31 protein-coding genes and 1 pseudogene are annotated in these 20,456 nt (G+C 60.1%); 2 read left to right on the forward strand and 30 right to left on the reverse strand.

Annotation, left to right across the window (positions count from 1 at the left end):
• Positions 1-43 precede the first annotated feature (43 nt).
• The gene (gene msrP, locus ACS4RS_RS21475; RefSeq protein WP_439009332.1) at positions 44-991 is read left to right on the forward strand and encodes a protein-methionine-sulfoxide reductase catalytic subunit MsrP; all 948 of its coding nucleotides are present in this window, start codon (positions 44-46) and stop codon (positions 989-991) included.
• Positions 991-1,647, forward strand: a complete 657-nt coding sequence (gene msrQ, locus ACS4RS_RS21480; protein ID WP_439009331.1) for a protein-methionine-sulfoxide reductase heme-binding subunit MsrQ — start codon at positions 991-993, stop codon at positions 1,645-1,647. Before msrP ends, msrQ begins: the two co-directional genes overlap by 1 nt.
• Positions 1,648-1,657: 10 nt before the next feature.
• On the opposite strand, the pseudogene ACS4RS_RS21485 reads toward msrQ, so the two are convergent.
• The 30 genes and pseudogenes from ACS4RS_RS21485 to fusA all read right to left on the reverse strand — a co-directional run bounded on the left by ACS4RS_RS21485 (position 1,658) and on the right by fusA (position 20,443).
• Positions 1,658-2,079: pseudogene (locus tag ACS4RS_RS21485) on the reverse strand (ribosomal maturation YjgA family protein).
• Between the two features lie 168 nt (positions 2,080-2,247).
• Positions 2,248-2,670: a 50S ribosomal protein L17 gene (gene rplQ / locus ACS4RS_RS21490; protein WP_439009330.1), complete on the reverse strand. Its 423-nt coding sequence runs from the start codon at positions 2,668-2,670 to the stop codon at positions 2,248-2,250.
• 123 nt (positions 2,671-2,793) lie between these two features.
• Positions 2,794-3,804, reverse strand: a complete 1,011-nt coding sequence (locus ACS4RS_RS21495; protein ID WP_003547579.1) for a DNA-directed RNA polymerase subunit alpha — start codon at positions 3,802-3,804, stop codon at positions 2,794-2,796.
• A 97-nt stretch (positions 3,805-3,901) separates the two neighbouring features.
• Positions 3,902-4,291: a 30S ribosomal protein S11 gene (gene rpsK / locus ACS4RS_RS21500; RefSeq protein WP_003547577.1), complete on the reverse strand. Its 390-nt coding sequence runs from the start codon at positions 4,289-4,291 to the stop codon at positions 3,902-3,904.
• 133 nt (positions 4,292-4,424) lie between these two features.
• Positions 4,425-4,793 (reverse strand): 30S ribosomal protein S13, encoded by a 369-nt coding sequence (gene rpsM / locus ACS4RS_RS21505; protein ID WP_003573772.1) that lies wholly within the window; start codon positions 4,791-4,793, stop codon positions 4,425-4,427.
• Positions 4,794-5,014: 221 nt separating this feature from the next.
• Complete coding sequence (locus tag ACS4RS_RS21510; RefSeq protein WP_003587191.1) at positions 5,015-5,665, reverse strand: adenylate kinase; 651 nt, start codon at positions 5,663-5,665, stop codon at positions 5,015-5,017.
• A complete protein-coding gene (gene secY, locus ACS4RS_RS21515; protein ID WP_012557367.1) occupies positions 5,662-7,002 on the reverse strand; it encodes a preprotein translocase subunit SecY in 1,341 nt (446 codons plus the stop codon). Before secY ends, ACS4RS_RS21510 begins: the two co-directional genes overlap by 4 nt.
• Positions 7,003-7,236: 234 nt before the next feature.
• Positions 7,237-7,713: a 50S ribosomal protein L15 gene (gene rplO / locus ACS4RS_RS21520; RefSeq protein ID WP_012557366.1), complete on the reverse strand. Its 477-nt coding sequence runs from the start codon at positions 7,711-7,713 to the stop codon at positions 7,237-7,239.
• A 16-nt stretch (positions 7,714-7,729) separates the two neighbouring features.
• On the reverse strand, positions 7,730-7,939 hold the full coding sequence (rpmD, locus tag ACS4RS_RS21525; RefSeq protein ID WP_336069840.1) for a 50S ribosomal protein L30: 210 nt from the start codon (positions 7,937-7,939) through the stop codon (positions 7,730-7,732).
• Positions 7,940-7,953: 14 nt separating this feature from the next.
• The gene (rpsE, locus tag ACS4RS_RS21530; RefSeq protein WP_003573784.1) at positions 7,954-8,523 is read right to left on the reverse strand and encodes a 30S ribosomal protein S5; all 570 of its coding nucleotides are present in this window, start codon (positions 8,521-8,523) and stop codon (positions 7,954-7,956) included.
• Positions 8,524-8,653: 130 nt separating this feature from the next.
• The gene (rplR, locus tag ACS4RS_RS21535) at positions 8,654-9,016 is read right to left on the reverse strand and encodes a 50S ribosomal protein L18 (RefSeq protein WP_003578671.1); all 363 of its coding nucleotides are present in this window, start codon (positions 9,014-9,016) and stop codon (positions 8,654-8,656) included.
• Positions 9,017-9,028: 12 nt separating this feature from the next.
• The gene (gene rplF / locus ACS4RS_RS21540; protein WP_184693307.1) at positions 9,029-9,562 is read right to left on the reverse strand and encodes a 50S ribosomal protein L6; all 534 of its coding nucleotides are present in this window, start codon (positions 9,560-9,562) and stop codon (positions 9,029-9,031) included.
• A gap of 42 nt (positions 9,563-9,604) precedes the next feature.
• Positions 9,605-10,003 carry a 30S ribosomal protein S8 gene (gene rpsH, locus ACS4RS_RS21545; protein WP_003547562.1) on the reverse strand — a complete coding sequence of 133 codons (399 nt, stop codon included), beginning with the start codon at positions 10,001-10,003 and terminating at the stop codon, positions 9,605-9,607.
• A gap of 12 nt (positions 10,004-10,015) precedes the next feature.
• Positions 10,016-10,321 (reverse strand): 30S ribosomal protein S14, encoded by a 306-nt coding sequence (rpsN, locus tag ACS4RS_RS21550; RefSeq protein WP_003573787.1) that lies wholly within the window; start codon positions 10,319-10,321, stop codon positions 10,016-10,018.
• A gap of 32 nt (positions 10,322-10,353) precedes the next feature.
• The gene (gene rplE / locus ACS4RS_RS21555) at positions 10,354-10,911 is read right to left on the reverse strand and encodes a 50S ribosomal protein L5 (protein WP_003573788.1); all 558 of its coding nucleotides are present in this window, start codon (positions 10,909-10,911) and stop codon (positions 10,354-10,356) included.
• On the reverse strand, positions 10,904-11,212 hold the full coding sequence (gene rplX / locus ACS4RS_RS21560) for a 50S ribosomal protein L24 (RefSeq protein WP_003587195.1): 309 nt from the start codon (positions 11,210-11,212) through the stop codon (positions 10,904-10,906). Before rplX ends, rplE begins: the two co-directional genes overlap by 8 nt.
• A gap of 11 nt (positions 11,213-11,223) precedes the next feature.
• The gene (rplN, locus tag ACS4RS_RS21565) at positions 11,224-11,592 is read right to left on the reverse strand and encodes a 50S ribosomal protein L14 (protein ID WP_003573790.1); all 369 of its coding nucleotides are present in this window, start codon (positions 11,590-11,592) and stop codon (positions 11,224-11,226) included.
• A 259-nt stretch (positions 11,593-11,851) separates the two neighbouring features.
• Positions 11,852-12,091 (reverse strand): 30S ribosomal protein S17, encoded by a 240-nt coding sequence (gene rpsQ / locus ACS4RS_RS21570; protein ID WP_003573791.1) that lies wholly within the window; start codon positions 12,089-12,091, stop codon positions 11,852-11,854.
• A 12-nt stretch (positions 12,092-12,103) separates the two neighbouring features.
• The gene (gene rpmC / locus ACS4RS_RS21575) at positions 12,104-12,304 is read right to left on the reverse strand and encodes a 50S ribosomal protein L29 (protein WP_003547556.1); all 201 of its coding nucleotides are present in this window, start codon (positions 12,302-12,304) and stop codon (positions 12,104-12,106) included.
• A 12-nt stretch (positions 12,305-12,316) separates the two neighbouring features.
• The gene (rplP, locus tag ACS4RS_RS21580; protein ID WP_003547555.1) at positions 12,317-12,730 is read right to left on the reverse strand and encodes a 50S ribosomal protein L16; all 414 of its coding nucleotides are present in this window, start codon (positions 12,728-12,730) and stop codon (positions 12,317-12,319) included.
• 36 nt (positions 12,731-12,766) lie between these two features.
• A complete protein-coding gene (rpsC, locus tag ACS4RS_RS21585; RefSeq protein WP_003587196.1) occupies positions 12,767-13,498 on the reverse strand; it encodes a 30S ribosomal protein S3 in 732 nt (243 codons plus the stop codon).
• Positions 13,498-13,887, reverse strand: coding sequence for a 50S ribosomal protein L22 (gene rplV, locus ACS4RS_RS21590; protein ID WP_003573794.1), 390 nt, complete (start codon positions 13,885-13,887; stop codon positions 13,498-13,500). The genes rpsC and rplV overlap by 1 nt, the downstream gene beginning before the upstream one ends.
• Before the next feature lie 2 nt (positions 13,888-13,889).
• On the reverse strand, positions 13,890-14,168 hold the full coding sequence (gene rpsS, locus ACS4RS_RS21595) for a 30S ribosomal protein S19 (protein WP_003573797.1): 279 nt from the start codon (positions 14,166-14,168) through the stop codon (positions 13,890-13,892).
• Between the two features lie 15 nt (positions 14,169-14,183).
• Entirely contained in the window at positions 14,184-15,020 is an 837-nt protein-coding gene (gene rplB / locus ACS4RS_RS21600; RefSeq protein WP_003547551.1) for a 50S ribosomal protein L2, read from the reverse strand.
• Positions 15,021-15,031: 11 nt separating this feature from the next.
• Positions 15,032-15,325 (reverse strand): 50S ribosomal protein L23, encoded by a 294-nt coding sequence (locus ACS4RS_RS21605; protein ID WP_003547550.1) that lies wholly within the window; start codon positions 15,323-15,325, stop codon positions 15,032-15,034.
• Positions 15,322-15,942 (reverse strand): 50S ribosomal protein L4, encoded by a 621-nt coding sequence (gene rplD / locus ACS4RS_RS21610; RefSeq protein WP_003587197.1) that lies wholly within the window; start codon positions 15,940-15,942, stop codon positions 15,322-15,324. Before rplD ends, ACS4RS_RS21605 begins: the two co-directional genes overlap by 4 nt.
• Before the next feature lie 13 nt (positions 15,943-15,955).
• Positions 15,956-16,597 carry a 50S ribosomal protein L3 gene (gene rplC / locus ACS4RS_RS21615; protein ID WP_003587198.1) on the reverse strand — a complete coding sequence of 214 codons (642 nt, stop codon included), beginning with the start codon at positions 16,595-16,597 and terminating at the stop codon, positions 15,956-15,958.
• A gap of 39 nt (positions 16,598-16,636) precedes the next feature.
• Positions 16,637-16,945, reverse strand: a complete 309-nt coding sequence (rpsJ, locus tag ACS4RS_RS21620; protein WP_003547547.1) for a 30S ribosomal protein S10 — start codon at positions 16,943-16,945, stop codon at positions 16,637-16,639.
• A 154-nt stretch (positions 16,946-17,099) separates the two neighbouring features.
• The gene (gene tuf, locus ACS4RS_RS21625; RefSeq protein ID WP_003573803.1) at positions 17,100-18,275 is read right to left on the reverse strand and encodes an elongation factor Tu; all 1,176 of its coding nucleotides are present in this window, start codon (positions 18,273-18,275) and stop codon (positions 17,100-17,102) included.
• Between the two features lie 68 nt (positions 18,276-18,343).
• Positions 18,344-20,443: an elongation factor G gene (gene fusA, locus ACS4RS_RS21630; RefSeq protein WP_439009329.1), complete on the reverse strand. Its 2,100-nt coding sequence runs from the start codon at positions 20,441-20,443 to the stop codon at positions 18,344-18,346.
• Positions 20,444-20,456 lie beyond the last annotated feature (13 nt).

A 20,456-nucleotide genomic window follows, 5' to 3' on the forward strand; every position in this document is an offset into this window, starting at 1 on the left:
TTTAGGAACTATATTGAGGAAACCCGCCCTGGAGGTTTTCGACATGCCCAGCTATCGCCCACCGAAGATCGCGTCGTCGGAGATCACGCCGCACCAGCTCTATCTGCGCCGCCGTGAATTCCTCGGTGCTGCAGCACTCGGCGCCATGGCGCTCTATGGCGCCGGCACAGCGAGTGCGGCTGCGCTCTCCGCCGTCGAGAGCAAATACAAGGTCGACGAGAAGCCGACGCCGATCAAGGACGTCACGACCTACAACAATTTCTATGAATTCGGCCTCGACAAGGGCGATCCGGCGGCGAATTCCGGCGATTTCAAGCCGCTGCCGTGGACGATCAAGGTCGACGGCATGGTCAACAAACCTGGCACCTTCGACCTCGAGGCGCTGATCAAGGAATTCCCGATCGAGGAGCGCACCTACCGCATGCGCTGCGTCGAAGCCTGGTCGATGGTCATCCCGTGGGACGGCTTTCCGCTGGCATCGCTGCTCGACAAGGTGGAGCCGCTCGGAAGCGCCAAATATGTCGCCTTCGAAACCATCGTGCGGCCGGAGGAAATGCCGGGGCAGAAGGGCTTCTTCCAGTCGCTCGACTGGCCCTATGTCGAGGGTTTACGACTGGACGAAGCGCGTCATCCGCTGACGCTGCTTGCCGTTGGGCTTTATGGCGAGACGCTGCCGAACCAGAACGGCGCGCCGATCCGCCTCGTCGTGCCGTGGAAATACGGCTTCAAGGGCATCAAGTCGATCGTCAGGATCACGCTCACCGACCAGCAGCCGAAGAACACCTGGCAGGTGACCAATCCGCAGGAATACGGCTTTTACGCCAACGTCAATCCTGAAGTCGACCATCCGCGCTGGAGCCAGGCGAGCGAGCGGCGCATCGGCGAAAGCGGCTTCTTCGGCGCGAGCCGTCACCCCACCCTGCCCTTCAATGGCTATGCCGACGAGGTCGCGGGCCTTTATGCAGGCATGGATCTGAAGGCGAATTTCTGATGGCGGAATTGTCGCTCGCCATCCCGAAGCGGTGGCAGCCCGCTTCCGTCTGGCTGCTTTATGTCGCAGGCTTCATGCCTGCCGCCTGGACCTTCTATCTCGGCGCGACCGATCAGCTCGGCGCCGATCCGGTCAAGACCTTCGAACTCTTCCTCGGTATCTGGACGATCCGCTTCCTGATCGCAACCCTTGCCGTCTCCCCTGCCCGCGAACTCCTCGGCTGGAATTATCTGCGCTATCGCCGTGCGCTGGGCTTGCTGACATTCTATTACGCGCTGATGCATTTCACCGTCTACATGGTGCTCGACCAGGCGATGGATATCCACGCCGTCGTCAACGACGTGCTGAAGCGCCCCTTCATCATGTTCGGCATGGCCGGGCTTGCCATGCTTATTCCCCTGGCGGTGACATCCAACAATTTCTCGATTCGCCGCCTCGGCAAGAGCTGGATCTGGCTGCACCGCCTCGTCACCATCATCGCCGCCTGTGGAGCACTGCATTTCGCGCTCTCGACCAAGATCCTCGACCTCGAGCAATATATCTATGTCGGGCTGATCATCGCCCTCATCCTCTATCGCTCCTGGCGGCCGATCGTCCGCAGCCGGAAAAAAGGCCAGGGGCGGACACGCAATCGCGCTATGGCGTCGGCTTCGTGAGACCGTAGACCTATCGGCGAGGACCAACCGCCGTCCGACGGGCGGGATCGCAGGCGCAGGCCGCGGCGATCCCGATTGCGTAGGCCAGCATATTCCAGAGCGAAAAGACGCGGCCGAGCAGCAGCGCGCCTGCGGTCGTCAGCCGAAATGCGTCGAGCCAGGGCGTATGATAGAGCCGGAACAACTCCACTGCGATCGCCAGGAACAGCGCAATGACGGCAATGATTGCCGGTCTTGAACTTGCGACAAGGAGCGCCAGGAGCAGATAGACCATCGCCCCCAGAGCGCCGACCCGCCATATTTGACGACGATGAAGGGCAGATCGATCGCGTAGCCGAAGCGCCTGAGCGTCAGTCCGAGGAGGATGACGAGGAGCACAGCGGCGAGACGACGGACCTGCACACGGGAGCGGGCTTGAATGATTTCGTGCAATTCAGCTGTCCCTCACAATCTTAGCCGTTTGCACGGATTCTATACAGATACCGCATTGTCAGGCTCAGTGCCGCCGTCACATAGCGAAGGTTCGGCCCTCTGCTCTGAACAAGCAAAAACAGCCGGGCTTTGTGAGCCCGGCTGTTTAGTTTCCGACGGAGCGGAAGATTAAGTGGCGACGGCCTGCTCTTCGGCAGCGACGCGGGCCTTATCGGCTGCGCCCTTGGCGAAGGTGTCGCGGTCAACGAATTCGACAACGGCCATGGCGGCATTGTCGCCCTGGCGGAAGCCGGCCTTCATGATGCGCAGGTAGCCACCGTTGCGGGTGGCGTAACGCGTTGCGATCGTGTCGAACAGCTTCGAGACGACGGCGGCATCCCGGATCTGCGAGATCGCCTGACGGCGAGCATGCAAGTCGCCGCGCTTGCCGAGCGTGACAAGCTTCTCGACGATCGGACGGATTTCCTTGGCCTTCGGCAGGGTCGTGACGATCTGCTCGTGGGTAATCAGCGAAGCCGCCATGTTGGCGAACATCGCCTTGCGGTGGCTTGCAGTTCTATTCAGCTTGCGGCCGGCTTTACCATGGCGCATTGCTATTCTCCTTTGATGCAGGTGCCCTTACGTTACGTGGGCCTGCCGTTTCCTGGCACATGCAGGCGATCGGCCTGCTGTTTGACGGGGAAAGGCAGCCGAAAGAGCCTGCCTTTTGTTTTCTCAATACTGGTCTTCGTAACGCTTGGCGAGATCTTCGATGTTCTCGGGCGGCCATGCCGGCACTTCCATGCCGAGGTGCAGGCCCATGGAAGCGAGAACTTCCTTGATTTCGTTCAGCGACTTGCGACCAAAATTCGGTGTGCGGAGCATTTCTGCTTCGGTCTTCTGAATGAGGTCGCCGATGTAGACGATGTTGTCGTTCTTCAGGCAGTTTGCCGAACGGACCGACAGTTCGAGTTCGTCCACCTTCTTGAGGAGAGCCGGGTTGAAAGCCAGTTCGGTGACTGCTTCCTCTTCGGTTTCCTTCTGCGGCTCGTCGAAGTTGACGAAGACGCCAAGCTGATCCTGGAGAATGCGCGCCGCAAAAGCGACGGCGTCTTCGCCGGTGATCGAGCCATCGGTTTCGATGGTCATGTTCAGCTTGTCGTAGTCGAGAACCTGTCCTTCGCGGGTATTCTCAACCTTGTAGGACACCTTCTTGACCGGCGAATAGAGGCTGTCGACCGGGATGAGACCGATCGGAGCATCTTCCGCACGATTGCGCTCAGCCGGAACGTAGCCCTTGCCGTTGTTGACGGTGAACTCCATGCGGATTTCGGCGCCCTCGTCGAGCGTGCAGATGACATGCTCGGGGTTGAGGATTTCGATATCGCCGACCGTCTGGATGTCGCCAGCCGTGACAACACCCGGGCCCTGCTTGCGCACGACCATGCGCTTTGCGTCGTCGCCATCCATCTTGATGGCGATTTCCTTGATGTTGAGCACGATGTCCGTGACGTCTTCGCGGACGCCCGGAATCGAGGAGAATTCATGCAGCACGCCATCGATCTGCACCGCCGTGACGGCAGCGCCGCGCAGCGAGGAGAGCAGAACGCGGCGAAGCGCATTGCCGAGGGTGAGGCCGAAGCCGCGCTCCAGCGGTTCGGCAACAAGCGTCGCCCTGGTGCGCGAGCTCGAGGAGAACTCCACCTTGTTCGGCTTGATCAGTTCCTGCCAGTTCTTCTGAATCATGAGTTTGCCTTCCGTTCGTTGCCACCATCCAATCGTGGCAACCGAGCTTGAAAACCACCGGGAGCGCCAAGGCGCTCACCAGTGACGAGAGCGATGATCAGACGCGGCGCTTCTTGCGCGGGCGGCAGCCATTGTGCGGGATCGGGGTCACGTCGCGGATGGACGTGATCATGAAACCTGCAGCCTGGAGCGCGCGCAGAGCCGATTCACGACCCGAACCCGGACCGCAGACTTCGACTTCCAGCGACTTCATGCCGTGCTCCTGGGCCTTCTTGGCGCAGTCTTCAGCAGCGATCTGGGCAGCGAACGGGGTCGACTTGCGCGAGCCCTTGAAGCCCTTGGCGCCAGCCGACGACCAAGCGATCGCATTGCCCTGGGCATCGGTGATGGTGATCATCGTGTTGTTGAAGGTCGAGTTGACGTGAGCGACACCCGACGAGATGTTCTTGCGTTCACGACGGCGAACGCGGACGGCTTCCTTAGCCATGGTATTCCTTTCGTTGATCTCTTCACCGCCGTAATGCCAGCGGCTACACCGGAACGGCGCCTATATGGTCCCGCTCCAAACTCAAAAGAGGCCGGCGCAGACCGCCAGCCTCCCCACCCCGGTTTCCCGGAAATTACTTCTTCTTGCCAGCGATTGCCTTTGCCGGGCCCTTGCGGGTGCGGGCATTGGTATGCGTGCGCTGACCGCGGACCGGAAGGCCGCGGCGATGACGCAGGCCGCGGTAGCAGCCGAGGTCCATCAGGCGCTTGATGTTCATCGCGGTATCGCGACGAAGATCGCCTTCGACCTGATAGTCGCGGTCGATGGCTTCGCGGATCTGAAGGACTTCGGCGTCCGTCAGCTGATGCACACGACGTTCAGCCGGGATACCGACCTTCTCGACGATTTCCTGTGCGAATTTCGGACCGATCCCGTGAATGTAGGTCAACGCGATAACAACGCGCTTCGCAGTCGGGATGTTGACGCCAGCGATACGTGCCACGCCTGTTCTCCTTGCATTCCAGTTGCCATCCGGCAAGTGGGCTTCGTTATGCGGCCTTTGGAACCGCTCGTTCAGATTTACGTCCGTAACATGTCAAAACGACCGCACCCGGACTTCCCTGGGAAATCCGCGCCGATCGCTTGGAATGTCGCGAGTTGGCGCGGTGTTTAGCGGAATCACTGCTGAAAAGCAACCGTTCCGCCAAGTTTATTTTCAAAGCCTTAAAGCTTGGAAAGAATGTTTTCGACCTCGGCCGTCACCTGATCGATTTCCGCCATGCCGTCCACGGACCTGAGTTTGCCCTTGGCATGGTAATAGCCGATCAGCGGCGAGGTTTCCTTGTAATAGACCTGCAGCCGAGCCGTCATGGTCTCCGGATTGTCGTCGGGACGGCGCTTGAAGTGCGTGGAACCGCACTTGTCGCAGACGCCTTCGGCGGCCGGAACCTTATCGGTATCGTGATAGACGCTGCCGCACTGGGCGCAGGAGTAGCGGCCGGCGACGCGGCGGACCAGTTCGTCATCGTCGACACGGAATTCGATGACGACGGAGAGGCCAAGACCCTTCGCTCTCAGCATCGCTTCGGTGGCATCCGCCTGGACGAGCGTCCTCGGGAAACCGTCGAGAATGAAGCCGTTGGCGCAATCCGGCTGATCGATTCGCTCGGAGACGATGGCGATAACGATCTCATCCGAGACAAGTTTGCCGGCATCCATCACCGCCTTGGCGCGCTTGCCGACATCGGTGCCGGCGTTTACCGCTGCGCGCAGCATGTCCCCCGTGGAAAGCTGCGGAATGCCGTGCTTTTCCACGATCCGCTGGGCCTGGGTTCCCTTACCCGCACCCGGCGGCCCTAAAAGGATAAGTCTCATCGCCCCCTCTTTCCTCCACGCAACTTCGATTTCTTGATCAGGCCTTCATATTGCTGCGCGATCAGGTGACCCTGGATCTGTGCAACCGTATCAAGAGTTACGCTAACCACGATCAAAAGCGAAGTCCCACCAAGGGATAATGGGATGCCGGTTTGCGACACCAAGATCTCCGGAAGGATGCAGACGAAGACGAGATAGATTGCGCCGATCACCGTGATTCGGGTCAGCACGTAGTCGATATATTCGGCGGTGCGCTCACCCGGGCGGATGCCGGGAATGAAGCCGCCATGCTTCTTCAGATTGTCGGCCGTGTCCTTCGGATTGAAGACGATGGCCGTATAGAAGAAGGCGAAGAAGGCGATCAGCGCCGCATAGAGCACCATGTAGAGCGGCTGGCCATGGCCGAGGGCCGCGACGATCGATGTCGCCCAGGAGGGCATTGCCGTGGTGTTGGCAAAGCCTGCAAGCGTTGCCGGCAGCAGCAGCAGCGACGAGGCGAAGATCGCCGGGATGACGCCCGAGGTGTTGAGCTTCAGCGGCAGATGCGAGGTATCGCCCTGGAACATCCGGTTGCCGACCTGGCGCTTCGGATACTGGATCAAAAGCCGGCGCTGCGCGCGCTCGACGAAGACGATGACCCCGATGACGCCGATCGCGACGATGATGACCAGCAGAATGAGGAAGGTCGACAGCGCACCGGTGCGGCCAAGCTCGAGCGTGCCGGCAAGGGCGGTCGGAAGACCGGCGGCGATGCCGGCGAAGATGATCAGCGAGATGCCGTTGCCGATACCACGCGAGGTGATCTGCTCGCCGAGCCACATCAGGAACATCGTGCCGCCGAGCAGCGTCAGAACGGTGGAAACACGGAAGAACAAGCCCGGATCGACAACGAGGCCCTGGCCGCTCTCGAGACCGGCGGCAATGCCGTAGGCCTGGAGCGCACCGAGGATGACCGTACCATAACGGGTATACTGGTTGATGATCTTACGGCCCTGCTCGCCCTCCTTCTTGAGGTTTTCGAGCGCCGGCACGACCGATGTCATGAGCTGCACGATGATCGAAGCAGAGATATAGGGCATGATGCCGAGCGCGAAGATCGCCATGCGCTGAACGGCGCCGCCCGAAAACATGTTGAAAAGGCCGAGAATGCCGCCTGCCTGGCCGCGGAAAGCCTGGGCATAGGCTTCGGGATTGAGGCCCGGAAGCGGAATATGGGTACCGAGCCTGTAAACGAGGAGAGCTGCCAGTGTGAACCACAGGCGCTTCTTCAAATCCTCGGCTTTGGCAAAGGTCGAAAAATTGAGGTTGGATGCCAATTGTTCCGCTGCAGAAGCCATGCGTTTCTCCGCGCTACCAATTCCGGCGTCTCTGGGGGATAGGCCGGCCCCGGAATCAGTATGAAATTATTCAAAACCGGGTTCAGTACGGATTGCAGCGCAACCCCATGCCTCACCCTTGTTTTCCAGTCTTACCGGCATGACGCGGGCGCGCCAGCCAACATTTTGTGAGGCCCACATATGGGAGCAAAATCGCCCGGTGTGAAGCACCCCGGGCGATATATCATCAGATTATTATTCGGCTGCAGCCGGAGCCGAAAGCAGCGTCACGGTGCCGCCGGCCTTTTCGATCTTCTCGACGGCAGGCTTGGAGGCGCCGGCAACGACGATAGTGATCTTGGCCTTCAGCTCGCCGTCGGCGAGAACGCGAACGCCGTCCTTGGTGCGGCGGATCACGCCGGCGGCCTTGAGGGCAGCTGCGTCAACGGTCGCCTTGGCATCGAGCTTGCCGGCGTCGATCGCCGCCTGGATGCGAGCCAACGACACAACAACAAAATCGGAAGCGAAAATGTTATTGAAGCCGCGCTTCGGCAGGCGACGATAGATCGGCATCTGGCCGCCTTCGAAGCCGTTGATGGCGACGCCCGAACGGGACTTCTGACCCTTCACACCGCGACCACCGGTCTTGCCGGAGCCCGAGCCGATACCGCGGCCGAGGCGCTTGCGGCTGTGGGTCGAGCCTTCGTTGTCTTTAATTTCATTGAGTTTCATGAGCGTTTCCTCCGTCTCACTTCTCGTCGACGACGCGAACGAGATGCTGGACAGCACGGATCATGCCACGAACCGAAGGAGTATCCTCCAGCGTGCGGCGACGGTGCATCTTGTTCAGTCCGAGACCGATCAGCGTGCGCTGCTGAACATCCGGACGGCAGATCGGGCTGCCGATCTGTTCGATCGTGACAGTCTTCGCTTCAGCCTTCTTGGTAGCTTTGGCCATCTATCAAACTCCTCTTATTCTTCAGAGGCGTTGCCGGAGGCGCTACGACGAGCCTGCAGCGTTGCATACTTGATGCCGCGCTGAGCTGCGATGTCCTTCGGGTGAACCTGGTGCTTCAGAGCGTCGAAGGTGGCGCGAACCATGTTGTAGGGGTTCGACGAACCAGTCGACTTGGCGACGACGTCGTGCATGCCGAGCGTTTCGAATACGGCGCGCATCGGACCGCCGGCGATGATGCCGGTACCGACCTTGGCCGAGCGCAGCAGAACCTTGCCGGCGCCGTGGCGGCCGTGAACGTCGTGGTGCAGCGTACGGCCGTCACGCAGCGGTACGAAGATCAGTTCGCGCTTGGCGGCTTCGGTTGCCTTGCGGATGGCTTCCGGCACTTCGCGTGCCTTGCCATGGCCGAAGCCGACGCGGCCCTTCTGGTCGCCGACGACGACGAGTGCTGCGAAACCGAAACGACGGCCGCCCTTGACGACCTTGGCGACGCGGTTGATCGCGACCAGCTTGTCGACGAATTCGCTATCGCGCTCTTCACGGCTCTGGCGGTCTTCCCGCTGCGGCCTTCTTTCCTGTGCCATTGTCCTCTTCCTTTTTCTTTTCCGGGTGCAATCGGCAAATACATGTGGACCGCATCAGCCTCCCCTTTCGGAGAGTGCCTGCGGTCCGGCGAAAATCCGGCCGGCGCCAAAGCGTCCGGCCGGAAACTGATCAGAAGGTGAGACCGCCTTCGCGGGCTGCATCGGCGAGAGCCTTGATGCGGCCGTGATAGATGAAGGCGCCACGGTCGAATACGACGTCGGTGACACCCGCCTTCGAAGCGCGCTCTGCAACGAGCTTGCCGACGAGGGCAGCTGCTGCGGTGTCAGCACCGGTCTTCAGAGAACCGCGCAGATCCTTATCGAGGGTCGATGCAGCGGCAAGTGTCTTGCCGGCAACATCGTCGATAACCTGAGCGTAGATGTTCTTCGAGGAGCGATGAACCGACAGGCGCGGACGGCCGTTGGCCACCGACTTGAGATGACGGCGCACGCGGTTGGCACGACGTGCAAGTGCTTCTTTCCTGCTAGCCATTTCGCGTGATCCTTACTTCTTCTTGCCTTCTTTGCGGACGATCCGCTCGTCAGCGTACTTGACGCCCTTGCCCTTGTAGGGCTCAGGACCGCGATATTCGCGGATTTCGGCGGCGACCTGACCGACCTGCTGCTTATTGATGCCGGAGACAACAATTTCAGTCGGCTTCGGAACGGCGATCGTGATGCCGACCGGCGGCTCATAGATCACGTCGTGGCTGAAGCCGAGGGCCAGCTGCAGGTTCTTGCCCTGCAGGGAGGCGCGGTAACCGACGCCGTTGATTTCGAGCTTGCGCTCGAAGCCGTCCTTGACGCCCTTGAAGATGCCTTCGATCATCGTGCGGGACATGCCCCACTTCGAACGTGCATCCTTGGTCTGGTTCACGGGCGTCACGACGACCGTGTTGTTTTCGAGCTTGAGGCTGATTTCGTCGTTAGCAACGAAAAACAGCTCGCCCTTCGGGCCCTTTGCAGTGACCTTCTGGCCATCGACCGTAGCCGTGATCCCAGCAGGCACCTGAACGGGCTTTTTACCGATACGAGACATGTTTCAATCCTGTCTGTTCGCTATGGAGATCCCTGCCCGATCTTAGAAGACCGAGCAAAGAACCTCGCCGCCAACGTTCTGTTCGCGAGCCTGGTGATCGGCCATCACACCCTTCGGAGTCGAAAGGATGGTGATGCCGAGGCCGTTCGCGACCTGCGGAATGGACTTGACCGAGACATAAACCCGGCGGCCCGGCTTGGACACACGGCCGATCTCACGGATCACCGATGCGCCTTCATAATATTTCAGCTCGATGCTGAGTTCCGACTTGCCATTGCCGAAATCGACAACGGAATAGCCACGGATGTAGCCTTCGGACTGCAGGACATCGAGAACACGTGCACGGAGCTTGGACGCAGGCGTCGAAACCGACGACTTGCGGCGGGAAGCGCCGTTACGGATACGGGTGAGCATATCGCCCAACGGATCAGTCATTGTCATGTAACCTGCTCCTTACCAGCTCGACTTGACGATGCCCGGCACCTTGCCGAGATTGCCCAGTTCACGCAGCGCAATACGCGACATGCGCAGTTTGCGGTAATATGCGCGCGGACGCCCCGAAACTTCGCAACGGTTGCGAATACGGGTCTTCGATCCATCACGCGGCAGGGATGCCAGCTTGATCGAGGCCTTGAACCGCTCTTCGATCGGAAGAGCCTGGTTCATGATGATCGCCTTCAACGCAGCCCGCTTAGCGGCCTGGTTGGCGACCGTAGTACGGCGGCGCTTGTTCTTTTCAACTGCGCTTGTCTTCGCCATGTCAGGTTCCTTTTCTACGCTCGTCGTTACGGTTATTGACGGAACGGGAAGCTGAACTCTTTCAGAAGAGCCCGTGCTTCGTCGTCGGTCGTCGCCGTCGTGCAAACGATGATGTCCATGCCCCACATCTGATCAACCTTGTCGTAGTTGATCTCAGGGAACACAATGTGCTCCTTGATGCCCATGGCGAAGTTGCCACGGCCGTCAAAGCTTTTCGGGTTCAGGCCGCGGAAGTCGCGAACGCGCGGAAGCGCGATGTTGACCAGGCGATCCAGGAACTCGTACATGCGGGCGCCGCGCAGGGTGACCTTCGCGCCGATCGGCATCTGTTCGCGGACCTTGAAGCCTGCGATGGAGTTGCGGGCGCGGGTGATGACCGGCTTCTGGCCGGCGATCGCTGCGAGGTCGGCGGCAGCTACCGTCGGCTTCTTCGAGTCAGCGGTTGCTTCGCCGACACCCATGTTGATCACGATCTTGTCGAGCTTCGGGATCATCATCTCGTTGGCGTAGGAGAACTGCTCCTGCATCGCCTTGCGGATGCGCTCGACATATTCCTTCTTGAGCCGCGGCTCGTATTTTGCCTCAGCCATCGATCACTTCTCCAGAACGCTTGGCCACACGGACCTTTTTGCCGTCAACAACCTTGAAACCGACGCGGGTCGGCTTGCCGTCCTTGTCGACGATTGCAACGTTCGACAGGTGAACGGAGGCTTCCTTGTTGATGATGCCGGCTTCCTGGGTCTGCGTCTGGCGCTGGTGGCGCTTGACGACGTTGACGCCACGAACAACGGCACGATCTTCCTTCGGCATGACCTGGACAACTTCGCCGGTACGGCCCTTGTCCTTGCCAGCGAGCATGACGACCTTGTCGCCCTTACGAATCTTCTGCATCGCTTTGCTCCTTACAGTACTTCGGGAGCCAGCGAGATGATCTTCATGTGGTTCTTGGCGCGAAGTTCGCGCGGAACCGGTCCGAAGATACGGGTGCCGATCGGCTCTTTCTTGTTGTCGATGAGGACTGCTGCGTTGGTGTCGAAACGGATGACGGAGCCATCCGGACGGCGGATGTCCTTGGCGGTGCGAACGACAACCGCCTTCATCACGTCACCCTTCTTCACGCGGCCGCGCGGGATCGCTTCCTTGATCGAAACGACGATGACGTCGCCGATCGAGGCATACTTGCGCTTCGAGCCGCCCAGCACCTTGATGCACATGACACGACGTGCGCCGGAATTATCCGCGACGTCGAGGTTTGTTTGCATCTGAATCATATCAGGTCGCCTTCTTGGTTTACCGGAATGGTTGGGCTAGCCCCCTACTCCGGCTTATGAAAATTTTCGCCGGCCGAACTGCCGTAACGGCAGCACAGACGCGGCAATAGCTGAATAGCGCGGGATCGATCGTGCCAGGGTGGTTTCCCGAACGGGACCTTCCGTGCGCTCAAAGCAAAAGAACGCCCGGCATTCGAGCGTTCTGACGCTGCTTCATACAGATATTTCGGCGAGACGCAAGGCCTCGCACAAAATTCTGTTACTGGCCCTGGGCGGAAATCACCGTCCAGCGCTTGTCCTTGGAGATCGGCGCGCATTCCTCGATGGATACGGTATCGCCAATCTTGTACTGGTTGTTCTCGTCGTGGGCCTTGTACTTCTTGGAACGACGAACGGTCTTCTGGAGCAGCGGGTGAGCGAAACGACGCTCGACGCGAACCACTACCGTCTTCTCGTTCTTGTCGCCAACGACGACGCCCTGCAGGATGCGCTTCGGCATATTTTTCTTCCTTTAGGCCTTAACTTCTGCCGCCTTCTGGCGGGCAATGGTTTTCACGCGGGCGATGTCCTTGCGGACTTCGTTGATGCGCGAGGACTTTTCGAGCTGGCCGGTCGCCTTCTGGAAGCGCAGGTTGAACTGCTCCTTCTTCAGCTTGGCAAGCTCGTCCTTGAGTTGGTCGGCGGTGAACCCGCGAACATCTGAGGCTTTCATGAGCTCAATCCCTTACTCTGCAATGCGCTGAACGAAGCGCGTCTTGACCGAGAGCTTGGCAGAGCCGAGACGAAGCGCCTCACGGGCGATTTCTTCGCTGACACCGTCGATCTCGAACATCATACGGCCGGGCTTGACCTTGCACGCCCAGTATTCAACGGAGCCCTTACCCTTACCCATGCGGACTTCGGTCGGCTTTTTGGTTACCGGAACGTCCGGGAACACGCGGATCCATACACGGCCGGCGCGCTTCATATAACGCGTGATCGCGCGGCGGGCCGCCTCGATCTCGCGCGCGTTGACGCGGTTGGGTTCCTGAGCCTTCAGGCCGAATTCGCCGAATGCCAGGTCAGAACCGCCCTTGGCGACGCCCTTGATGCGGCCCTTGAACTGCTTGCGGTACTTGGTACGCTTTGGCTGCAACATTTTCTTATTCTCCGAACTTCTCTGCCACGCGCGCTATCAAGCGTTGTCGCGGCGACGGTCTCTGTCGCGGTCACGATCACGGCTTGCCGGACCCTGGGCGTCACCTTCCATCGCACGGCGCTCGGAAGCCATCGGATCGTGCTCAAGGATTTCGCCCTTGAAGATCCAGACCTTGATGCCGCAGATGCCGAACGCGGTTTCTGCTTCAGCCGTGCCGTAGTCGATGTCGGCGCGCAGCGTGTGCAGCGGCACACGACCTTCGCGGTACCATTCCGTACGGGCGATTTCAGCGCCACCGAGACGGCCGGCGCAGGTGATCTTGATGCCTTCGGCGCCAAGACGCATCGCGGACTGAACGGCGCGCTTCATGGCGCGGCGGAAAGCCACGCGGCGCTCGAGCTGCTGGGCGATCGACTGAGCGACCAGCGTTGCGTCGACTTCGGGCTTGCGCACTTCGACGATGTTGAGGTGCGTTTCCGAGTTGGTCATATCCGACAGCTTCTTGCGGAGCTTGTCGATGTCGGCGCCCTTGCGGCCGATGATCAGGCCCGGACGTGCCGAGTGGATCGTGACGCGGCACTTCTTGTGCGGACGCTCGATGACCACCTTGGAGATCCCGGCCTGCTTGAGTTCGCTCATGACGAACTTGCGCATCTTCAGGTCTTCGTGCAGCAGCTGGCCGTACTCAGCATTGTCCGCGAACCAGCGGCTATCCCAGGTACGGTTGATGCCAAGACGGAAACCGATTGGATTGATTTTCTGACCCATTATGCGGCCTCCTCAACTGCCTGCACTTCACGAACGACGATCGTCAGGTGCGCGAAAGGCTTTTCGATGCGCGACGCGCGACCGCGACCACGAGCGTGGAAACGCTTCATGACGATCGACTTGCCGACATAGGCCTCGGCGACGACAAGAGCGTCGACGTCGAGATCGTGGTTGTTCTCAGCGTTGGCGATCGCAGATTCGAGCGTCTTCTTGACGGCACCTGCGATACGCTTGCGGGAGAACTCCAGCTCAGCGAGTGCGCGCTCGACCTTCTTGCCACGGATAGCCGCAGCAACCAGATTGAGCTTCTGGGGGCTGACGCGGAGCGTGCGGGCGACTGCTTGCGCCTCGTTGTCCTTCAGCCGGCGTTCGGCTTTTGCCTTGCCCATTGTTACTTCCTCTTCGCCTTCTTGTCCGCGCCGTGACCGTAGTAGGTGCGGGTCGGAGAGAATTCACCGAATTTGTGGCCGACCATGTCTTCATTGACGCTGACCGGGATATGCTTGCTGCCGTTGTAGACGCCGAAGGTAAGACCGACGAACTGCGGCAGGATCGTGGAGCGACGGCTCCAGATCTTGATCACTTCTGCACGTCCGCCTTCACGAACCTTCTCAGCCTTCTTGAGAAGATAGCCGTCAACGAACGGACCTTTCCATACTGAACGAGCCATTGGAGACTTCCTCTCTTACTTCTTACGCTGATGACGCGAGCGCATGATCATCTTGTCGGTCGACTTGTTCGACCGGGTGCGCTTGCCCTTTGTCGGCTTGCCCCATGGTGTCACCGGATGGCGACCACCGGAGGTGCGGCCTTCACCACCGCCGTGCGGATGGTCGACCGGGTTCATGACGACACCGCGGTTATGCGGACGCTTTCCGCGCCAAACGGTACGACCGGCCTTGCCGTCGTTGATGTTGGCGTGGTCGGGGTTGGAGACGGCGCCGATCGAAGCAAGGCAGGAGCCATGCACGAGACGCTGTTCACCCGAGTTCAGGCGAAGGATCGCCATGCCCTGGTCACGGCCGACGAGCTGTGCGTAGCCACCGGCGGAACGAGCGATCTGACCGCCCTTGCCCGGCTTCATTTCCACGTTGTGGATGATGGAGCCGACCGGGATGAACTGCAGCGGCATGGTGTTGCCGGGCTTGACGTCGACGGCCTTCTCGGAAGCGATGACCTTGTCACCGGCAGCGAGACGCTGAGGAGCCAGGATATAAGCCTTTTCGCCGTCAGCATAGTTGACCAGCGCGATGAACGCCGTGCGGTTCGGATCGTATTCGATACGCTCGACCGTGCCTTCGACGTCGAACTTGCGACGCTTGAAGTCGATCAGGCGATAGGTACGCTTGTGACCGCCGCCGATGAAGCGGGCGGTGATGCGACCGAGGTTGTTACGACCGCCGCTCTTGGTCAGGCCTTCCGTCAGCGCCTTGACCGGCTTGCCCTTGTAGAGGGCCGAACGGTCGACGATGACCAGCTGGCGCTGGCTCGGGGTGATCGGATTGAATGTTTTCAATGCCATTTTCTTATACCTCAGAGACCGGTGGAGACGTCGATCGTCTGGCCTTCAGCCAGGGTCACAACAGCCTTCTTCACGTCCTTCTGCTTGCCGACGAAACCGCGGAACCGCTTGGTCTTGCCCTTGCGCAGCAGAGTGTTGACGGCCGTAACCTTGACGCCGAACAGCGCCTCGACAGCAGCCTTGATTTCCGGCTTCGTCGCCTGCTTGGCGACATTGAAAACAACCTGGTTGTTTTCGGATACCAGCGTGGACTTTTCGGTGATCGCCGGAGAGACGATCACATCGTAGTGGCGAAGATCGGTCACTTGAATCGCTCCTCTAGCGCTTCAACCGCAGCCTTGGAAAGCACGAGCTTGCCGCGGCGCACGATGTCATAAACGTTGATGCCCTGGATCGGCAGAACATCGATGTTCGGGATGTTCTGTGCTGCGAGCTTGAAGTTGCCGTCAAGTTCTGCGCCGCCGATGAAGAGGGCGTTGGTCAGGCCGAGCGTCTCGAATACGGACGCGAGAGCCTTGGTCTTGGCTTCAGCGGCAACCAGGTTGTCGATGACGATGACGTCATCGGCCTTGATCTTGGCCGAAAGAGCGAGGCGCAGGCCAAGTGCACGAACCTTCTTCGGAAGGTCATGCTCGTGGCTGCGGACGACCGGGCCGTGAGCCTTGCCGCCGCCGCGGAACTGCGGAGCGCGAGCCGAATGGTGGCGAGCGCGGCCCGTACCCTTCTGCTTGTACATCTTGGCGCCGGTGCGCGAAACTTCAGCGCGGCCCTTTGCCTTGTGGGTGCCCTGCTGCTTCTTGGCAAGCTGCCAGCGGATGACGCGGGCGAGAATGTCTTCGCGGGGCTCGAGGCCGAAAATCGCGTCCGAAAGGGAAACCTTCCCGGCGTCTTTTCCCTCGAGGGTTTTGACGTTGAATTCCATTGATCTGGCTCCCTTACTTCGCGGCCGACTTGACGGCGTCGCGCACGATGATCCAGGCACCCTTGGAACCGGGAACAGCACCCTTGATCAGGATCAGACCACGATCTTCGTCGGTCGAAACCACTTCCAGGTTCTGCGTCGTGACGCGCGTCTGGCCCATGTGACCAGCCATCTTCTTGTTCTTGAAAACCTTGCCCGGATCCTGGCGCGAGCCGGTCGAACCGTGCGAGCGGTGCGAAACCGAGACACCGTGCGTGGCGCGAAGACCGCCGAAACCGTGGCGCTTCATGGCGCCGGCAAAACCCTTACCGATCGTCGTGCCCGTCACGTCGACGAGCTGACCGGCTGCGAAGTGACCTGCCTTGATCTCCGTGCCGATCTCAAGCAGCTGGTCTTCCGACACGCGGAATTCAGCAACCTTGGCCTTCGGCTCGACGTTGGCAACGGCAAAGTTGCCGCGCATCGCCTTGGAGGTGTTCTTCACCTTCGCCTGGCCGGCACCGAGCTGAACTGCGGTATAGCCATTCTTTTCGACAGTGCGCGTGGCGACGACCTGGCAGCCGTCCATACGCAGTACCGTTACCGGGACATGCTCACCGGCGTCGTTATAGACGCGGGTCATTCCCACCTTCTGTGCAATCACACCTGAACGCATCGGTTCAATCCTTCTCACTCAGCCCGAAGACCCGAGGTCTCAGAGCTTGATCTCAACATCGACACCGGCGGCGAGATCGAGCTTCATCAGCGCGTCTACCGTCTGCGGGGTCGGGTCAACGATATCGAGAAGGCGCTTGTGCGTGCGCATCTCGAACTGTTCACGGCTCTTCTTGTCGATGTGCGGGGACCGGTTGACCGTAAACTTCTCGATGCGGGTCGGAAGCGGAACGGGGCCCCGGACGCTTGCACCGGTGCGCTTAGCCGTCGATACGATCTCGCGCGTGGAGGCATCGAGAATCCGGTGATCGAACGCCTTCAGGCGGATGCGGATATTCTGGCCGTTCATTCGACTTTATCCTTGTGTCTGTTATCCGCGTGTCACCATTCAGGGACACGACTTACCTTCAGTTACGTTAGCGGGCCACCGGTTTCAAAGATCGAGAGGGACACCGAGATCGGCGTCCCTATCCTTTCCTTGGGCCTGGTGGCCCAGCCGCTAATTACTCGACGATCGAAGCGACGATACCGGCGCCGACGGTGCGGCCGCCTTCGCGGATTGCGAAGCGCAGCTTTTCTTCCATCGCGATCGGAACGATCAGCTCGACGGCAACCGTGACGTTGTCGCCCGGCATGACCATCTCGGTGCCCTCAGGCAGCGTCACGATGCCGGTAACGTCGGTCGTGCGGAAGTAGAACTGCGGACGGTAGTTGGTGAAGAACGGCGTATGACGGCCACCCTCTTCCTTCGTCAGGATGTAGGCTTCCGCCATGAACTTCTTGTGCGGCTTGACAGAGCCCGGCTTGCACAGGATCTGGCCACGCTCGACGCCGTCACGGTTCACACCGCGAACCAGTGCGCCGATGTTGTCGCCAGCCTGGCCCTGATCGAGCAGCTTGCGGAACATTTCAACGCCGGTCACCGTCGTCTTCGAGGTCGCGCGGATGCCGACGATCTCGACTTCTTCGCCAACCTTGACAATGCCACGCTCGACGCGGCCGGTCACAACCGTGCCGCGGCCGGAGATCGAGAACACGTCTTCGATCGGCATCAGGAACGGCTGGTCGATCGGACGCTCAGGCGTCGGGATGTAGGCGTCAACCGCAGCCATCAGCTCGCGGATCGCATCTTCGCCGATCTTCTTGTCAGAATCTTCAAGAGCAGCCAGCGCCGAACCCTTGACGACCGGGATATCGTCGCCCGGGAAGTCGTAGGACGACAGAAGTTCGCGAACTTCGAGCTCGACCAGTTCGAGAAGCTCGGCGTCGTCAACCTGGTCGACCTTGTTCAGGAACACAACGATCGCCGGAACGCCGACCTGGCGGGCGAGCAGGATGTGTTCGCGCGTCTGCGGCATCGGGCCGTCAGCGGCCGAGCACACCAGGATCGCGCCGTCCATCTGGGCAGCACCGGTGATCATGTTCTTGACGTAGTCGGCGTGGCCGGGGCAGTCGACGTGGGCGTAGTGGCGGGCCGGCGTCTCATATTCGACGTGCGCCGTCGAAATGGTGATGCCGCGGGCCTTTTCTTCCGGAGCAGCGTCGATCTGGTCGTACGCCTTGAACTCACCGAAGTACTTCGTGATCGCTGCCGTCAGAGACGTCTTGCCGTGGTCAACGTGGCCGATCGTGCCAATGTTGACGTGCGGCTTGTTGCGCTCAAACTTACTCTTTGCCATTTTCGGCTCTCCGTTTTGCTAGTCCCCGAGGGGATCTAATTCTTGTTATCGGTCAATTGGTATTCCGGTCACTTCTGACCGGAATACTTTGCCTGGATTTCGGTTGCGACGTTCGACGGGACCGGCGAATAGTGATCGAAGGTCATCGTGTACTGAGCGCGGCCCTGGGACATGGAGCGCAGGTTGTCGACGTACTTGAACATGTTCGCGAGCGGGACGTTCGCGTTGATGACGACGGCGATACCACGGCTCTCCTGGCCCTGGATCTGGCCGCGACGGGAGTTCAGGTCGCCGATGACGTCGCCGACATAATCTTCCGGGGTGACGACTTCGACCTTCATCATCGGCTCGAGCAGCTGAGCGCCGGCCTTCTTGGCTGCTTCACGGAAGCAGGCACGTGATGCGATTTCGAAGGCGAGAACCGACGAGTCGACGTCGTGGAAGGCGCCGTCGATGAGGGTCGCCTTGACGCCGAGCATCGGGAAGCCTGCGAGCGGACCCGAAGACAGGACGCTTTCGATGCCCTTCTGGACGCCGGGGATGTATTCCTTCGGAACGGAACCGCCGACGATCTTGGATTCGAACTTGAAGTCGTCGCCTTCCGGGTTCGGTTCGAAAACGATCTTGACGCGCGCGAACTGGCCGGTACCACCGGACTGCTTCTTGTGCGTGTAGTCTTCTTCGTGCTGGCGCGTGATGGTTTCGCGGTAGGCAACCTGCGGCGCGCCGACAGTTGCTTCAACCTTGAATTCACGACGCATGCGGTCGACGATGATGTCGAGATGCAGTTCGCCCATGCCGGCAATGATGGTCTGGCCGGATTCCTGGTCGGTCTTGACGCGGAAAGACGGATCTTCTGCAGCCAGGCGGTTGAGCGCGAGGCCCATCTTTTCCTGGTCGCCCTTGGTCTTCGGCTCGATGGCGATCTGGATGACCGGCTCGGGGAATTCCATGCGCTCGAGGATAACCGGCTTCAGCGGATCGCAGAGCGTATCACCCGTCGTGGTTTCCTTGAGGCCGGCGAGAGCAACGATGTCGCCTGCAAAGGCTTCTTCGATGTCTTCACGCGAGTTGGAGTGCATCTGCAGCATGCGGCCGACGCGCTCGCGCTTGTCCTTGACCGTGTTCATGACCGACGCGCCCTTTTCGAGCTTGCCGGAGTAGATGCGGGCGAAGGTCAGCGAACCGACGAAGGGGTCGTTCATGATCTTGAAGGCCAGCATGGAGAGCGGCTCGCTGTCATCGGCATGACGCTCGATGTCGGCTTCCGTCTTGAAGTCGATGCCCTTGATGGCCGGGATGTCCATCGGCGACGGCAGATAGTCGACGACGGCGTCGAGCAGCGGCTGCACGCCCTTGTTCTTGAAGGCGGTACCGCAGAACATCGGGTGGAACTTGACGTCGATCGTGCCGCGGCGAACGAGTTCGCGGATCTTGTCGTTGTCGGGCAGAATGCCTTCGAGATAGGCTTCCATCGCGGCTTCGTCGATGTCGACGACCGTCTCAATCAGCTTTTCGCGATATTCTTCGGCCTTGGCCTTCATGTCCTCGGGGATCTCGACGACATCCCACTGGGCGCCGAGCGATTCGTCGCGCCAGATGAGAGCGTTCATCTCGATCAGGTCGATGACGCCCTTGAATTCGGTTTCAGCACCGATCGGCAGCTGCATGACGACAGCCGTTGCACCGAGACGGGTCTTGATCATCTCGACGGAGCGGTAGAAGTCGGCGCCGGTCTTGTCCATCTTGTTGCAGAAGATCATCCGCGGGACATTGTACTTCTCGGCCTGGCGCCAGACGGTTTCCGTCTGCGGCTCGACGCCGGCGTTGGCATCGAGCAGCGCGATGGCGCCGTCGAGAACACGCAGCGAACGCTCGACTTCGATGGTGAAGTCGACGTGGCCGGGAGTGTCGATGATGTTGAAGCGGCGCATCTTGCCGTCACGGCCCTTCCAGAAGGTCGTGGTAGCAGCGGAGGTGATCGTGATGCCACGCTCCTGCTCCTGCTCCATCCAGTCCATGGTGGCTGCGCCGTCGTGGACTTCGCCGATCTTGTGCGACTTGCCGGTGTAATAAAGAATACGCTCGGTGGTCGTGGTCTTGCCGGCGTCGATATGCGCCATGATACCGAAATTGCGGTAGTCTTCGATTTTATATTCGCGAGCCATTGTGGACTGCCTT

Origin of the sequence: Rhizobium sp. F40D2 (assembly GCF_051810745.2) — a bacterium.
Classification (GTDB): Bacteria; Pseudomonadota; Alphaproteobacteria; order Rhizobiales; family Rhizobiaceae; genus Rhizobium.

Bases quoted from the DNA above. Each gene is read 5' to 3' on its own strand.
- rpmD (WP_336069840.1), bottom strand. From the start codon at position 7,939: ATGGCCAAAGCTACCAAGAAGGCTGAAGCGAAGACTGTCACGATCGAA.
- msrQ (WP_439009331.1), top strand. From the start codon at position 991: ATGGCGGAATTGTCGCTCGCCATCCCGAAGCGGTGGCAGCCCGCTTCC.
- ACS4RS_RS21495 (WP_003547579.1), bottom strand. From the start codon at position 3,804: ATGATTCAGAAGAACTGGCAGGAACTGATCAAGCCGAACAAGGTGGAG.
- rpsQ (WP_003573791.1), bottom strand. From the start codon at position 12,091: ATGCCGAAGCGCATCCTGCAGGGCGTCGTCGTTGGCGACAAGAACGAG.
- rplF (WP_184693307.1), bottom strand. From the start codon at position 9,562: ATGTCTCGTATCGGTAAAAAGCCCGTTCAGGTGCCTGCTGGGATCACG.
- fusA (WP_439009329.1), bottom strand. From the start codon at position 20,443: ATGGCTCGCGAATATAAAATCGAAGACTACCGCAATTTCGGTATCATG.
- secY (WP_012557367.1), bottom strand. From the start codon at position 7,002: ATGGCTTCTGCAGCGGAACAATTGGCATCCAACCTCAATTTTTCGACC.
- tuf (WP_003573803.1), bottom strand. From the start codon at position 18,275: ATGGCAAAGAGTAAGTTTGAGCGCAACAAGCCGCACGTCAACATTGGC.
- rpsC (WP_003587196.1), bottom strand. From the start codon at position 13,498: ATGGGTCAGAAAATCAATCCAATCGGTTTCCGTCTTGGCATCAACCGT.
- rpmC (WP_003547556.1), bottom strand. From the start codon at position 12,304: ATGAAAGCCTCAGATGTTCGCGGGTTCACCGCCGACCAACTCAAGGAC.
- rplC (WP_003587198.1), bottom strand. From the start codon at position 16,597: ATGCGTTCAGGTGTGATTGCACAGAAGGTGGGAATGACCCGCGTCTAT.
- rpsJ (WP_003547547.1), bottom strand. From the start codon at position 16,945: ATGAACGGCCAGAATATCCGCATCCGCCTGAAGGCGTTCGATCACCGG.
- rplN (WP_003573790.1), bottom strand. From the start codon at position 11,592: ATGATTCAGATGCAAACAAACCTCGACGTCGCGGATAATTCCGGCGCA.
- rpsS (WP_003573797.1), bottom strand. From the start codon at position 14,168: ATGGCTCGTTCAGTATGGAAAGGTCCGTTCGTTGACGGCTATCTTCTC.
- rpsK (WP_003547577.1), bottom strand. From the start codon at position 4,291: ATGGCTAAGGAAGCCGTCCGCGTTCGCCGTCGTGAACGCAAGAACATC.
- rpsH (WP_003547562.1), bottom strand. From the start codon at position 10,003: ATGACAATGACTGATCCGTTGGGCGATATGCTCACCCGTATCCGTAAC.
- rplP (WP_003547555.1), bottom strand. From the start codon at position 12,730: ATGTTGCAGCCAAAGCGTACCAAGTACCGCAAGCAGTTCAAGGGCCGC.
- msrP (WP_439009332.1), top strand. From the start codon at position 44: ATGCCCAGCTATCGCCCACCGAAGATCGCGTCGTCGGAGATCACGCCG.
- rpsN (WP_003573787.1), bottom strand. From the start codon at position 10,321: ATGGCGAAGACAAGCGCAGTTGAAAAGAACAAGCGCCGCCGTACTACG.
- rplD (WP_003587197.1), bottom strand. From the start codon at position 15,942: ATGGAATTCAACGTCAAAACCCTCGAGGGAAAAGACGCCGGGAAGGTT.
- rplO (WP_012557366.1), bottom strand. From the start codon at position 7,713: ATGAAACTCAATGAAATTAAAGACAACGAAGGCTCGACCCACAGCCGC.
- rplQ (WP_439009330.1), bottom strand. From the start codon at position 2,670: ATGCGCCATGGTAAAGCCGGCCGCAAGCTGAATAGAACTGCAAGCCAC.
- rplE (WP_003573788.1), bottom strand. From the start codon at position 10,911: ATGGCTGAGGCAAAATACGAGCCGCGGCTCAAGAAGGAATATGTCGAG.
- rplR (WP_003578671.1), bottom strand. From the start codon at position 9,016: ATGGCTAGCAGGAAAGAAGCACTTGCACGTCGTGCCAACCGCGTGCGC.
- rplX (WP_003587195.1), bottom strand. From the start codon at position 11,212: ATGCAGAAGATTCGTAAGGGCGACAAGGTCGTCATGCTCGCTGGCAAG.
- rplV (WP_003573794.1), bottom strand. From the start codon at position 13,887: ATGGGCAAGGCAAAAGCCGAACGCCGGCTGAAGGACAACGAGGCGCAA.
- rpsE (WP_003573784.1), bottom strand. From the start codon at position 8,523: ATGGCACAGGAAAGAAGGCCGCAGCGGGAAGACCGCCAGAGCCGTGAA.
- ACS4RS_RS21510 (WP_003587191.1), bottom strand. From the start codon at position 5,665: ATGAGACTTATCCTTTTAGGGCCGCCGGGTGCGGGTAAGGGAACCCAG.
- rplB (WP_003547551.1), bottom strand. From the start codon at position 15,020: ATGGCATTGAAAACATTCAATCCGATCACCCCGAGCCAGCGCCAGCTG.